We start from the raw sequence: 12,962 nt of genomic DNA, 5'->3' as shown, positions 1-12,962 counted from the left end.
GCCGCTCCACGCAAAAAAAGGTATTTTAGTGAAAAATCTCTGCGCAATCAGGGCAAACATCATGTTTTGTGCGAATAACCTCAAGAGGAAAAAATGAGACTCTGGTTAGTACGTCATGGAGAAACTGAAGCCAATGTCGCTGGTTTATACAGCGGCCACGCCCCCACACCGCTAACGGGACGGGGTATCGCTCAGGCGCAAACACTGGGTACGCTGTTACGCCATGTGCCTGTCGACAACGTTCTGTGCAGCGAGTTGGAACGTGCCCGCCATACAACGCAGTTGATCTTAGGCGATCGCGAGGTTCCTGTGCGCAACATGCCTGAGCTCAATGAGATGTTTTTTGGTGACTGGGAAATGCGCCATCATCGCGATCTGGCGCGAGAAGACGCCGAAAACTACGCCGTGTGGTGTAACGACTGGCAGAATGCGACGCCAACCAATGGTGAAGGTTTTCAGGCGTTTTCCCAGCGCGTGGAACGCTTTATTGCTCAGCTCGCTGATTACAAAACGTGCCAAAACCTGCTGGTGGTGAGTCATCAAGGTGTTCTGAGCGTGTTGATCGCCCGTCTGCTGTCCATGCCGGCTGCAGCAATGTGGCATTTTCGCGTCGAACAAGGTTGCTGGAGCGCAATTGATTTTTGCGACGATTTTGCGGTTCTTAAAGTGCTCAACAGCCGGGCAGTATGGCACGACGGGGAGTGAACGCACTGTTTTTTCTGCCGAAGGGCTTCTCTCCCATTGACACCCCATGACAGGCTGTTATTCTCCGCAACCTGACTTTTCCCGCCCTTCAGAGCTTTGCAGAAATTGTTTTACAAAAATGGCGATGCATTCTGCGGCGTGGGGTGGGATGATAGCGCACTTCAAAAGCGCTTTCGGAGACATTTGTCCCGATATCGCCTCTGGTTCAGGTATACTAACAGACGTTTTTAACTCTTTTCACCCAGGGGGAACACTTGCAGGGTAAAGCACTTCAGGATTTTGTAATCGACAAAATTGATGACCTGAAAGGTCAAGACATCATCGCCTTAGACGTTCAGGGCAAATCCAGCATCACTGATTGCATGATTATCTGCACCGGCACGTCCAGCCGTCATGTAATGTCTATCGCAGACCACGTTGTTCAGGAGTCCCGCACAGCTGGCCTGCTGCCGCTCGGCGTAGAAGGCGAGAACGTTGCAGACTGGATCGTCGTTGACCTCGGTGATGTGATTGTCCACGTGATGCAGGAAGAAAGCCGTCGCCTGTATGAACTGGAAAAACTCTGGAGTTAATGCGTGAAGCTGCAACTTGTCGCTGTGGGTACGAAAATGCCTGACTGGGTGCAAACCGGGTTTACGGAGTATCTCCGTCGGTTTCCGAAAGATATGCCCTTTGAGCTGATCGAAATCCCGGCAGGAAAACGCGGCAAGAACGCGGATATTAAACGCATTCTCGACAAAGAGGGTGAGCAGATGCTGGCTGCCGCAGGCAAAAACCGCATCGTCACCCTTGATATCCCTGGTAAACCCTGGGATACGCCGCAACTGGCGACTGAACTGGAACGCTGGAAACTGGACGGTCGTGACGTCAGTCTGTTGATTGGCGGGCCGGAAGGTCTCTCTCCTGCCTGTAAGGCGGCAGCGGAACAAAGCTGGTCACTCTCTGCGTTAACCCTTCCTCACCCTCTTGTTCGGGTTCTGGTCGCGGAGAGTCTGTACAGGGCGTGGAGCATCACCACCAACCATCCTTATCACCGTGAGTGATCATTGATTCTTGAGTAGATTAAGCAGCGGATGAAACTACAGAATTCTTTTCGCGACTATTCGGCTGAGTCCGCGCTGTTTGTGCGCCGGGCGCTGGTCGCTTTTTTGGGGATTTTGCTGCTCACCGGCGTGCTGATCGCCAACCTTTATAATCTGCAAATCGTTCGCTTTACTGATTACCAGACCCGCTCGAACGAAAACCGCATCAAACTGGTGCCTATCGCCCCCAGTCGCGGCATCATTTATGACCGTAACGGAATTCCGCTCGCCCTTAACCGCACCATTTATCAGATAGAAATGATGCCGGAAAAGGTCGACAACGTTCAGGATACCCTCGACGCGCTGCGTAACGTCGTAGACCTGACGGACGACGACATTGCCGCCTTTAAAAAAGAGCGCGCCCGTTCACACCGCTTCACCTCCATTCCGGTAAAAACTAACCTGAGTGAAGTGCAGGTGGCACGGTTCGCCGTTAATCAATATCGCTTTCCCGGCGTCGAAGTTAAAGGCTATAAACGCCGCTATTACCCCTACGGCTCTGCGCTGACCCACGTCATTGGCTACGTATCGAAGATCAACGATAAAGACGTGGACCGCCTGGACAAAGACGGCAAGCTGGCCAACTACGCGGCAACGCACGACATCGGTAAGCTGGGTATTGAACGCTATTATGAAGACGTACTTCACGGCCAGACCGGTTATGAAGAAGTTGAAGTGAACAACCGTGGCCGCGTCATTCGCCAGTTGAAAGAAGTGGCGCCGCAGGCCGGGCACGATATCTATCTCACCCTTGACCTGAAACTCCAGCAGTACATTGAAACGCTGCTGGCGGGCAGTCGTGCCGCGGTGGTAGTCACCGACCCGCGTACCGGTGGCGTTCTCGCACTGGTGTCCATGCCGAGCTACGACCCGAACCTGTTTGTTGATGGTATCTCGAGTAAAGATTACTCCGGGTTGCTCAATGACCCGAATACCCCATTGGTTAACCGCGCGACTCAGGGTGTCTACCCTCCTGCTTCGACGGTTAAACCTTACGTCGCGGTTTCTGCATTAAGTGCGGGCGTCATCACCCGCAATACTGGTCTGTTCGATCCGGGTTGGTGGCAATTACCGGGCTCTGAAAAACGTTACCGCGACTGGAAAAAATGGGGGCACGGCCATCTGAACATCACCCGTTCTCTGGAAGAGTCGGCGGATACGTTTTTCTATCAAATCGCCTATGATATGGGGATAGACCGCCTTTCAGAATGGATGAGCAAGTTTGGCTACGGCCAATATACGGGCATCGATCTTGCCGAAGAGCGCGCCGGAAACATGCCAACCCGCGAGTGGAAGCAAAAACGGTTTAAAAAGCCATGGTACCAGGGTGATACCATTCCGGTCGGCATCGGCCAGGGTTACTGGACGGCAACCCCTATCCAGATGAGTAAAGCGCTGATGATCCTTATCAACGACGGTTTGGTAAAAGTCCCGCATCTGCTGATGAGCACAGCAGAAAACGGCAAGCAAGTGCCGTGGATACAGCCACACGAACCACCTGTTGGTGACATTCATTCCGGTTATTGGGAAATCGCAAAAGACGGCATGTACGGTGTAGCCAACCGTCCTAACGGTACTGCACACAAATATTTCGCTGGCGCACCTTACAAAATTGCGGCGAAATCCGGTACTGCACAGGTCTTTGGCCTGAAAGCCAATGAAACCTATAACGCACATAAGATCGCCGAGCGCTTACGTGACCACAAGTTGATGACGGCCTTCGCACCCTATGATAAGCCCCAGGTTGCTGTCGCCATAATCCTTGAAAACGGTGGCGCGGGCCCGGCTGTGGGTACCATTATGCGCCAGATCCTTGACCACATTATGTTGGGCGACAATAACACCAATCTGCCTGCAGAAAACCCCGCGGTTGCAGCAGCGGAGGACCAATAATCGTGACGGATAATCCGAACAAAAAAACATTCTGGGACAAAATCCACATCGATCCCACGATGTTGCTTATTTTGCTGGCGCTGCTGGTTTACAGCTCGCTGGTCATCTGGAGCGCCAGCGGCCAGGATATTGGCATGATGGAGCGCAAGGTCGGTCAGATCGCGATGGGCCTGGTCATCATGGTGGTGATGGCGCAAATCCCGCCCAGGGTTTATGAGGGCTGGGCACCCTATCTCTACATCTTTTGCATCATTCTGTTGGTGGCGGTAGATGCCTTCGGCGCTATCTCCAAAGGCGCGCAGCGCTGGCTGGATTTGGGGATTGTGCGTTTTCAGCCTTCCGAAATCGCCAAGATTGCCGTGCCGCTGATGGTCGCGCGCTTCATCAACCGTGATGTTTGCCCGCCATCGCTAAAAAATACCGCCATTGCGTTAGTGCTGATATTTATGCCCACCCTGCTGGTGGCCGCCCAGCCAGACCTCGGAACTTCAATTCTGGTCGCCCTTTCCGGTCTGTTTGTTCTGTTCCTTTCTGGTTTGAGCTGGCGTTTAATCGGTGTTGCAGTGGTCCTGGTTGCGGCGTTTATCCCGATACTGTGGTTCTTCCTGATGCATGATTATCAACGTCAGCGCGTCATGATGTTACTCGATCCGGAAACTGATCCGCTGGGTGCGGGTTATCACATCATTCAGTCTAAAATTGCTATTGGCTCCGGCGGTCTACGTGGTAAGGGCTGGCTACACGGTACGCAGTCGCAGCTTGAGTTTTTACCCGAACGTCATACAGATTTTATCTTCGCGGTATTAGCGGAAGAACTGGGTCTGGTAGGGATCTTAATTCTGTTGGCGCTGTACATTTTGCTGATTATGCGCGGATTATGGATCGCTGCCCACGCGCAAACCACCTTTGGTCGCGTTATGGCGGGTGGTTTAATGTTGATATTATTCGTTTATGTCTTCGTAAATATTGGTATGGTGAGCGGTATTCTGCCCGTGGTTGGCGTTCCTCTCCCACTGGTCAGTTACGGAGGCTCGGCACTTATCGTGCTGATGGCTGGGTTCGGGATTGTTATGTCGATCCATACCCATAGAAAAATGTTGTCGAAAAGCGTGTAAGGGGTACGCAATGCGTAAGCAGTGGCTTGGTATCTGCATCGCAGCAGGAATGCTCGCGGCGTGTTCGAGTGATGATGGTCAGCAACAGGGTGCTGTCGCGCCGCAGCCTGCGGTGTGTAATGGTCCGATTGTTGAAATCAGCGGGGCCGATCCGCGCTTTGAACCCCTGAACCCAACGGCGAATCAGGACTATCAGCGTGATGGTAAGAGCTACAAAATCGTCCAGGACCCTTCCCGCTTTAGCCAGGCAGGGCTTGCCGCTATCTATGATGCGGAACCCGGAAGCAACTTAACCGCGTCTGGTGAAGCGTTCGACCCGATGCAGTTAACCGCTGCGCATCCGACGCTGCCAGTCCCAAGCTATGCCAGAATAACTAACCTGGCAAATGGCAGGATGATTGTCGTGCGCATTAACGATCGCGGCCCTTATGGCAACGATCGCGTGATTTCACTTTCACGTGCAGCAGCCGACCGTCTGAATACCTCCAACAATACCAAAGTGCGTATCGACCCGATTATCGTCGCCCAGGATGGTTCCTTGTCCGGGCCGGGAATGGCTTGTACCACGGTAGCGAAACAAACCTATGCCCTGCCCGCGCGTCCTGATTTAAGCGGCAGTGGCAATATGGGCAGCATGCCTGCGCCATCGGATGCGGGTCAGCCGCAAGGCGATATTCGTCCGATCAGCAATTCCACGTTGAAAAGCGATGATACAACCGGTGCGCCAGTGAACAGCAGTGGATTCCTAGGTGCGCCGACCACGCTCGCTGCAGGCGTGCTGGAAGGTAGCGAGCCGACTCCGGCTCCGCAACCAACCACCACCGCACCGGTAACACCAACCGCACCAGCAGCAACACCAGCCGCCGTCGCTGCACCTGCGCCAGCGGCAGTAGCCAACGGACGCTACGTGGTTCAGGTTGGCGCAGTCAGCGAGCAGTCGCGTGCGCAGCAGTATCAAAAACGTTTAAGCCAGCAATTTGGCGTCCCAGGTCGGGTGGTACAAAACGGCGCAGTCTGGCGTATCCAGATGGGGCCGTTCGCCAGCAAAGCTGAAGCCTCCACATTGCAGCAGCGTCTTCAAGCCGAGGCGCAATTACAGTCCTTCATCACCGGCGTGTAATAACGTAAATCAGGTATCTGAACTGTCAGTTTCTGTAAATGACATTAACAAAGTCACGCGGAAAGTCAGATGCCTGCCCGTTTTGCATTTGCTATAGTAGGGCACTTTTTTTAATTTCATCACGGACGTCGTAGTTCAGACCATGAAGACCACTTTTTCCGCTCGTTTCGTGCAGCGTATGGCGCTCACCGCGGCTCTCTGCGCAGCTTCTCTCTCTGCTGCCCATGCCGATGACCTGAATATTAAAACCATGATCCCGGGTGTTCCGCAGATCGATGCGGAGTCATATATCCTGATTGATTACAATTCAGGCAAAGTTCTGGCAGAACAGAACGCTGACACTCGCCGCGATCCCGCCAGTCTGACCAAAATGATGACCAGCTACGTCATCGGCCAGGCGATGAAAGCCGGGAAATTCAAAGAAACTGATCTGGTCACCGTCGGCAATGACGCCTGGGCTACAGGTAACCCGGTCTTTAAAGGTTCATCATTGATGTTCCTGAAACCTGGCATGCAGGTTCCTGTTTCTCAGCTTATCCGTGGTATCAACCTGCAATCCGGGAATGACGCGTGCGTGGCAATGGCGGACTTCGCAGCCGGTAGCCAGGATGCTTTCGTCGGTCTGATGAACAGCTATGTGAACGCGCTGGGCCTGAAAAACACCCACTTCCAGACCGTTCATGGTCTCGATGCTGACGGTCAGTACAGCTCGGCTCGCGACATGGCGATGATTGGTCAGGCGCTGATTCGCGACGTCCCTAACGAATACTCTATCTATAAAGAAAAAGAGTTCACCTTTAACGGCATCCGTCAGTTAAACCGTAACGGCCTGCTGTGGGATAACAGCCTGAATGTCGACGGTATCAAAACCGGTCATACCGACAAGGCTGGCTATAACCTCGTTGCATCCGCAACCGAAGGTCAGATGCGTCTGATCTCCGCCGTCATGGGTGGCCGCACCTATAAAGGTCGTGAAACCGAAAGTAAAAAACTGCTGACCTGGGGCTTCCGTTTCTTTGAAACCGTGAACCCACTGAAAGTCGGTAAAGAGTTTGCTTCAGAGCCCGCCTGGTTTGGTAATACCGATCGTGCATCGTTAGGCGTAGATAAAGATGTCTACCTGACTATTCCGCGCGGCCGCATGAAAGATCTGAAAGCAAGCTATGTGCTGAACACCACGGAACTGCACGCACCGCTGCAGAAAAACCAGGTTGTCGGCACCATCAACTTCCAGCTTGATGGCAAAACTATTGAGCAGCGCCCGCTGGTAGTCCTGCAGGAAATCCCTGAAGGCAACTTCTTTGGGAAAATCATTGATTACATTAAATTAATGTTCCATCACTGGTTTGGCTAAAAATCGAACACTTGAAAGTGTGATTTACGTCCCCATATACTAGGTATCCAGATAACTCCCACGCGCTGTGGGAGTTATTATTTATTGATGTAACGCCGGAGCTGACATGAAAACCAAACTTAACGAACTGCTTGAATTCCCTACTCCATTTACTTACAAAGTAATGGGGCAGGCGTTGCCTGAGCTGGTTGAGCAGGTGGTTGAAGTGGTACAGCGCCATGCGCCAGGTGATTACTCTCCGACGGTAAAACCGAGCAGCAAAGGCAACTACCACTCGGTCTCAATCACTATTACTGCTACACACATTGAGCAGGTTGAAACGCTGTACGAAGAATTAGGCAATATCGATATCGTTCGCATGGTGCTGTAAAAACCTGTTGGTTACCCGCTGCATCCCCGCTCGGGTAACCCCTCCCTCCTGTGATATACTTTTTCCCCTCTTTTACATTCTCTACTCTATGTGAGTATCTACGGAGATGCCGTTTTGTATCAGGATAAAATTCTTGTCCGCCAGCTCGGTCTTCAACCTTACGAGCCAGTTTCTCTGGCCATGCACGAATTCACCGATACCCGCGATGAAAACAGTTATGACGAGATCTGGCTGGTAGAGCATTATCCTGTTTTTACCCAGGGTCAGGCAGGTAAAGCAGAGCACGTACTGATGCCGGGAGATATTCCGGTGATCCAGAGCGATCGTGGCGGTCAGGTGACTTATCACGGGCCGGGCCAGCAAGTCATGTATGTGCTGTTGAACCTGAAGCGTCGTAAACTTGGCGTTCGCGAACTGGTTACGCTGCTGGAGCAAACCGTTGTGAATACCCTTGCGGAAATCGGTATTGACGCCCACCCGCGAGCCGATGCGCCTGGCGTATACGTTGGAGAGAAGAAAATCTGCTCTTTGGGGTTACGTATTCGTAAAGGTTGTTCATTTCACGGCTTAGCGCTCAATGTGGATATGGACTTGTCGCCTTTCCTGCGTATCAATCCTTGTGGTTATGCCGGAATGGAAATGGCGAAGGTATCGCAGTGGGATAGCACTGCCACGACCGAGAGCATTCGCCCAAGGCTGCTGGCCAACATTCTGGCGCTGTTGGGTAACCCACCGCACGAGTACATTGCGGACTGAAAATACGCGCATACTTCGCCATGGCATATGTTGTGGCAAATGGCACAAAACAACAACTATTTTACATTTTGCCAGCCTGTCAGGCTGCTTTCTGGCCCGTTTCAATGATATACTGCGTATCACTAATTCAAAAATAGTTGATAAATGCAACATTCCCTTGAATTGAAACGCTTTCCTTCGTAATTCGCAACTGGAACACGCAAGCTATGAGTAAACCCATTGTGATGGAACGCGGTGTTAAATACCGCGATGCCGATAAGATGGCTCTTATCCCGGTAAAAAATGTGGCAACAGAGCGTGAAGCCCTGCTGCGTAAACCGGAATGGATGAAAATAAAACTGCCAGCGGACTCCACTCGCATCCAGGGCATCAAAGCGGCAATGCGCAAAAATGGCCTGCACTCTGTCTGCGAAGAAGCTTCCTGCCCTAACCTGGCTGAATGTTTCAATCACGGAACTGCAACCTTTATGATCCTCGGCGCAATCTGTACCCGCCGTTGCCCATTCTGTGACGTTGCCCATGGACGTCCGGTTGCTCCTGATGCTAACGAGCCGTTAAAACTTGCTCAGACAATTGCTGACATGGCGCTGCGCTATGTCGTCATTACCTCCGTTGACCGCGACGATCTGCGTGACGGCGGCGCTCAGCACTTTGCTGACTGCATCACCGCTATTCGTGAGAAAAGCCCGTCGATTAAAATCGAAACGCTGGTGCCTGACTTCCGTGGTCGTATGGATCGCGCGTTGGATATCCTCACCGCTACGCCGCCGGATGTGTTTAACCACAACCTCGAAAACGTACCACGTATTTATCGCAATGTACGCCCTGGGGCTGACTACAACTGGTCACTGAAGCTTCTGGAACGTTTCAAGGAAGCGCACCCGGAGATTCCGACCAAATCAGGTCTGATGGTCGGTCTGGGCGAAACCAATGCGGAAATCATTGAGGTCATGCGTGACCTGCGCAGTCATGGTGTAACCATGTTGACGCTGGGGCAGTATTTACAGCCAAGCCGCCATCACCTGCCGGTTCAACGCTATGTGAGCCCGGATGAGTTCGATGAGATGAAAGCCGAAGCTATGGCCATGGGCTTTACCCATGCAGCCTGCGGTCCATTCGTTCGCTCTTCATACCATGCTGACATGCAGGCCAAAGGGCTGGAAGTGAAGTAATCGTGTAATACTCACTTACATATCAGCAATAAAAAAACCGGCTAATTGCCGGTTTTTTTTCATGCAGAGTATGCAGTATGAGCATCATGCTCCTGACATTACTCTTTATGAGAAAGCTTCTCAGCCTGAACGCTACCATCAGCATCTTTCTTAGCATCGGCATTATCGTCGTTCATTGCTTTCTTGAAGCCCTTGATTGCCGTTCCCAGGTCTCCACCCAGTGTACGTAACTTCTTGGTACCAAACAGCAGAACAACCAGTGCGGCAACCACCAGCAGTTTGGTAATACTAATCTCACCCATAGATACCTTCTTGACTTAAACCAGGCTGCATAAAGCGCCATATTAACCTGAGAATATTAACGGCCTTTCGACGCGCGCACACAATAGCAATCTGTAACAAGGTGAATCAAGCCTTGTTTAAAAAAACGTCATAATAATTGCGGTGGCGCAAAGCGTCGGTTACTTAACACCGGGAGTTGTGCCCTAACCTGCCTCACCCGCTCGGCGGAAACCTCGGCCATAATTAGCGTGGGCGTTTCTGCCGCAGCAGCAATGGTCACACCAAAGGGGTCGATGACCCTGCTTTGGCCGATATTCTTATTACCACACTCTCCCGCCGCAATCAGGTAACACGTAGCATCTAACGCTCTAGCAGCCAAAAGCGTAGACCAGTGATGCTCTTTAAGCGATCCCCGAACCCAGGCTGCGGGTAATACGAGAATTTCCGCTCCCTGCAATGCGTGCGCCAGCGCCAGCTCAGGGAATCGCAGATCATAACAGGTCATTAACCCTACTTTTAACCCGTCTACGTCCAACAGCGGCGCTATGGCGTCCCCTGCATCCACATTTCGTGACTCCTGAATCGAAAAGGCATCGTAGAGATGTAATTTAGCGTAATGGGCAACCACCTGCCCTGCCCGTAGCGCCACCAGCATGTTAAACGCCCGTCCAGGCACAGAAGGAACATGAATTGTCAGGATTGTCGTCATCTCGTTTTGCGCGCTTTCTCGCAGCAAGCGCGTCAAAAATCCGCCCTCCAGCAGTTGAGCTGATTTCACTGACAGGTCTGGGTCCAGATCGTCACGGGCCAGAAGCGCCTCCGGTAATACCAGCAGCGACGCCCCCTCTCCTGCAGCCTGTGACATCAATAAGACGCAGGTTTCTGCATTTTTTTCCCATGAAGGTCCCACGGCAAATTGCCCTGCTGCAACGAACATATTTCCTCCAGAAAACGTTGTTAGGCTCGCCAACCACGATTATTCAGCGTTACACTCATCCTATATACAATCAAATAGCAGGATTATGCAGTGTTACAACTCCTTTTAGCGGTTTTTATCGGTGGTGGTACAGGTAGTGTAGCAAGATGGATGTTGAGCATGAGGTTTAACCCGCTCCATCAGACCATCCCATTCGGTACGCTGGCTGCAAACTTACTTGGCGCATTTATCATTGGTATGGGTCTGGCATGGTTTAATCGCATGACTAACATTGATCCAATGTGGAAGGTACTGATTACCACTGGCTTTTGCGGGGGACTAACAACGTTCTCCACTTTCTCAGCTGAGGTGGTGTTTTTGCTACAGGAAGGACGCTTTGGTTGGGCTATGGTGAATGTACTGGTTAATCTGTTGGGATCATTTGCGATGACCGCCCTGGCATTCTGGCTGGTTTCAGCCTCTCCCGCGCACTGAAGCGAAAAAAAACCCGCAATTAAGCGGGTTTTGAATGCTTGCTGTCGTATGCTTACAGAGCGATTACGTTTGCAGCAGAAGGGCCTTTGGCACCGTTAGTGATTTCGAACTCTACACGCTGACCTTCAGCCAGAGTTTTAAAACCATTGGTCTGGATTGCAGAGAAGTGTACGAACACGTCTTTGCTGCCATCTTCCGGAGTAATGAAACCGAATCCTTTGGACTCATTAAACCACTTAACGTTACCTTTAATCTTAGACATCAAAATTACCTTTACATGAAAAATAGACACAAATGCTGTGTCGGGTATCAGTACAACAATTGTGGTGGACTTTGTCCAGTCGAACTTTATCAAAAAGTGATAAATGTCGCGTTATTTTTCAGTTAAAGTTAATATCACACTGTTTTTAAAAGACTTTTTAATAATCCACCTGACAATACAGGTAGTCCATCAAAACTGGAAACGCATCCATGCAAAGTAGACGTTACCGTTGTTGTACGTTCCCGGAATGTAGGTCATCTGGAACGTTGCCGGACCATACCCTATCGATGCCAGCGGTAACAGCACGGGTACCGGAATGTAGTTCCAGTTATCGCGCGCGGTAAAACCAGCGGTAAAACCGAGACCTGTATGGAAATTTTCATCTGCCAGCGGTCGCCAGGTTTTTTCCCAGCCATAACCACCAATGGGTTCCCATTTATTGTAGGAATCCTTAAAGGCCATTATATAAAGCCCGTGCCAGTTACCTTTATCATCCCAACGAGATTGACCAAAGCCCGCCCCCCATGGGCGTTCATTGTAGCGATCCGTTTTTTCTTTATCATAAGCAAAACGCGCATGCCAGGTAATAGCCGGCACGTACAGATCATAATGTTCTGGCTGCTGCCAGGTTTCACTGACATTGTCTTTAAAAGTAGCGAACCAACCTTTATCGGTAATGACTCCAATTTACTGATAGTGTTTTATGTTCAGATAGTGCCCGATGACTTTGTCATGCAGCTCCACCGATTTGGAGAACGACAGGGACTTCCTGCCCAGCCTTGCCAGATGCTGTCTCAGATTCAGGTTGTGTCGCTCAATTCGCTGCGTGTAACGCTTACTGATGACGTGCAGTTTTCCCTTCAGACGTGACTCATACATCGGCCAGCCGTCCGTCATCCATATCACCACGTCAAAAACTGACAGCAGGCTCAGAAGACGCTCCAGTGTGGCCATAGTGCGTTCACCGAAAACGTGGGCTACCACCGCCCTGCGTATCCTGTCATACGCGTAAAACAGCCAGCGCTGACGTAATTTTGCACCGACGTAGCCCCATTGCTCGTCCATCTCCGCACAGACAATGACATCACTGCCCGGCTGTATCCGGGAGGTTACTGACTGCGGCCTGAGTTTTTTAAATGGCGCAAAATGGTGTTGAGGCCCACGCCCATTAGTCGTGCGGTGGCACGGCAACCGACGCCGTTCATAGCCATATCAATGATTTTCTGGTGTGTACCGGGCTGAGAAGCGGCATAAGTGAAGGTGAGCTGCCATGTTTTACGGCAGTGAGAGCAGAGATAACGTTGATGCCCGGCAGTACTTTTGCCATTACGCATCACGCCTTCAGTAGCGGAACAGGAGGGACAGCAGACGGAGACTGAAGCCACGGGAGCACCTCAAAAACACCATTATACACTAAATCAGCAAGTTGGCAGCATTGCC

15 protein-coding genes and 1 pseudogene are annotated in these 12,962 nt (G+C 51.5%); 11 read left to right on the top strand and 5 right to left on the bottom strand.

What is annotated here, in order from left to right; genetic code table 11:
* Nucleotides 1-93 precede the first annotated feature (93 nt).
* The 10 genes from OGY37_RS13020 (at nucleotide 94) to lipA (ending at nucleotide 9,567) form a co-directional block, all read left to right on the top strand.
* Nucleotides 94-705, top strand: coding sequence for an adenosylcobalamin/alpha-ribazole phosphatase (locus tag OGY37_RS13020; RefSeq protein WP_284969384.1), 612 nt, complete (start codon nucleotides 94-96; stop codon nucleotides 703-705).
* 254 nt (nucleotides 706-959) lie between these two features.
* Nucleotides 960-1,277: a ribosome silencing factor gene (rsfS, locus tag OGY37_RS13015; protein WP_003022728.1), complete on the top strand. Its 318-nt coding sequence runs from the start codon at nucleotides 960-962 to the stop codon at nucleotides 1,275-1,277.
* Nucleotides 1,278-1,280: 3 nt separating this feature from the next.
* A complete protein-coding gene (rlmH, locus tag OGY37_RS13010) occupies nucleotides 1,281-1,748 on the top strand; it encodes a 23S rRNA (pseudouridine(1915)-N(3))-methyltransferase RlmH (RefSeq protein WP_003022725.1) in 468 nt (155 codons plus the stop codon).
* A gap of 30 nt (nucleotides 1,749-1,778) precedes the next feature.
* Complete coding sequence (mrdA, locus tag OGY37_RS13005; protein WP_003831292.1) at nucleotides 1,779-3,680, top strand: peptidoglycan DD-transpeptidase MrdA; 1,902 nt, start codon at nucleotides 1,779-1,781, stop codon at nucleotides 3,678-3,680.
* A gap of 2 nt (nucleotides 3,681-3,682) precedes the next feature.
* Nucleotides 3,683-4,795 (top strand): peptidoglycan glycosyltransferase MrdB, encoded by a 1,113-nt coding sequence (mrdB, locus tag OGY37_RS13000; RefSeq protein WP_003022718.1) that lies wholly within the window; start codon nucleotides 3,683-3,685, stop codon nucleotides 4,793-4,795.
* 10 nt (nucleotides 4,796-4,805) lie between these two features.
* On the top strand, nucleotides 4,806-5,915 hold the full coding sequence (gene rlpA, locus OGY37_RS12995) for an endolytic peptidoglycan transglycosylase RlpA (protein WP_148362269.1): 1,110 nt from the start codon (nucleotides 4,806-4,808) through the stop codon (nucleotides 5,913-5,915).
* A gap of 142 nt (nucleotides 5,916-6,057) precedes the next feature.
* The gene (dacA, locus tag OGY37_RS12990) at nucleotides 6,058-7,269 is read left to right on the top strand and encodes a D-alanyl-D-alanine carboxypeptidase DacA (protein ID WP_003022711.1); all 1,212 of its coding nucleotides are present in this window, start codon (nucleotides 6,058-6,060) and stop codon (nucleotides 7,267-7,269) included.
* Nucleotides 7,270-7,375: 106 nt separating this feature from the next.
* Nucleotides 7,376-7,639, top strand: coding sequence for a DUF493 family protein YbeD (gene ybeD, locus OGY37_RS12985; RefSeq protein ID WP_286620971.1), 264 nt, complete (start codon nucleotides 7,376-7,378; stop codon nucleotides 7,637-7,639).
* Between the two features lie 114 nt (nucleotides 7,640-7,753).
* Complete coding sequence (gene lipB / locus OGY37_RS12980) at nucleotides 7,754-8,395, top strand: lipoyl(octanoyl) transferase LipB (RefSeq protein ID WP_003831286.1); 642 nt, start codon at nucleotides 7,754-7,756, stop codon at nucleotides 8,393-8,395.
* 206 nt (nucleotides 8,396-8,601) lie between these two features.
* Nucleotides 8,602-9,567, top strand: coding sequence for a lipoyl synthase (gene lipA / locus OGY37_RS12975; protein WP_003022702.1), 966 nt, complete (start codon nucleotides 8,602-8,604; stop codon nucleotides 9,565-9,567).
* Nucleotides 9,568-9,665: 98 nt separating this feature from the next.
* Here the strand turns inward: lipA and tatE are convergent, their stop codons facing one another.
* Together tatE and OGY37_RS12965 are read right to left on the bottom strand one after the other, a co-directional pair.
* Complete coding sequence (gene tatE, locus OGY37_RS12970; RefSeq protein WP_003022699.1) at nucleotides 9,666-9,869, bottom strand: twin-arginine translocase subunit TatE; 204 nt, start codon at nucleotides 9,867-9,869, stop codon at nucleotides 9,666-9,668.
* Between the two features lie 128 nt (nucleotides 9,870-9,997).
* Nucleotides 9,998-10,786: a deaminated glutathione amidase gene (locus OGY37_RS12965; protein ID WP_126318849.1), complete on the bottom strand. Its 789-nt coding sequence runs from the start codon at nucleotides 10,784-10,786 to the stop codon at nucleotides 9,998-10,000.
* A gap of 90 nt (nucleotides 10,787-10,876) precedes the next feature.
* On the opposite strand from OGY37_RS12965, the gene crcB reads away from it, so the two are divergent.
* Nucleotides 10,877-11,260 (top strand): fluoride efflux transporter CrcB, encoded by a 384-nt coding sequence (gene crcB, locus OGY37_RS12960; RefSeq protein ID WP_126318851.1) that lies wholly within the window; start codon nucleotides 10,877-10,879, stop codon nucleotides 11,258-11,260.
* A gap of 52 nt (nucleotides 11,261-11,312) precedes the next feature.
* Here crcB and cspE read toward each other — a convergent pair whose 3' ends face one another.
* From cspE to OGY37_RS12945, 3 genes and pseudogenes are all read right to left on the bottom strand, one after another.
* The gene (cspE, locus tag OGY37_RS12955) at nucleotides 11,313-11,522 is read right to left on the bottom strand and encodes a transcription antiterminator/RNA stability regulator CspE (RefSeq protein WP_000034825.1); all 210 of its coding nucleotides are present in this window, start codon (nucleotides 11,520-11,522) and stop codon (nucleotides 11,313-11,315) included.
* 189 nt (nucleotides 11,523-11,711) lie between these two features.
* Nucleotides 11,712-12,194: pseudogene (pagP, locus tag OGY37_RS12950) on the bottom strand (lipid IV(A) palmitoyltransferase PagP); the annotation flags it as partial.
* A 15-nt stretch (nucleotides 12,195-12,209) separates the two neighbouring features.
* A protein-coding gene (locus tag OGY37_RS12945) for an IS1 family transposase (protein ID WP_286619986.1) occupies nucleotides 12,210-12,907 on the bottom strand; the annotation gives its coding sequence in 2 pieces (ribosomal slippage) (nucleotides 12,210-12,658 and nucleotides 12,658-12,907; 699 coding nt in all).
* Nucleotides 12,908-12,962: the final 55 nt, after the last annotated feature.

Source organism: Citrobacter sp. Cpo030 (genome assembly GCF_030333005.1).
GTDB lineage: Bacteria > Pseudomonadota > Gammaproteobacteria > Enterobacterales > Enterobacteriaceae > Citrobacter > Citrobacter portucalensis.
The sequence above is the reverse complement of the archived record's forward strand: the minus strand, read 5'-3'. Positions and strand labels throughout refer to the sequence as shown.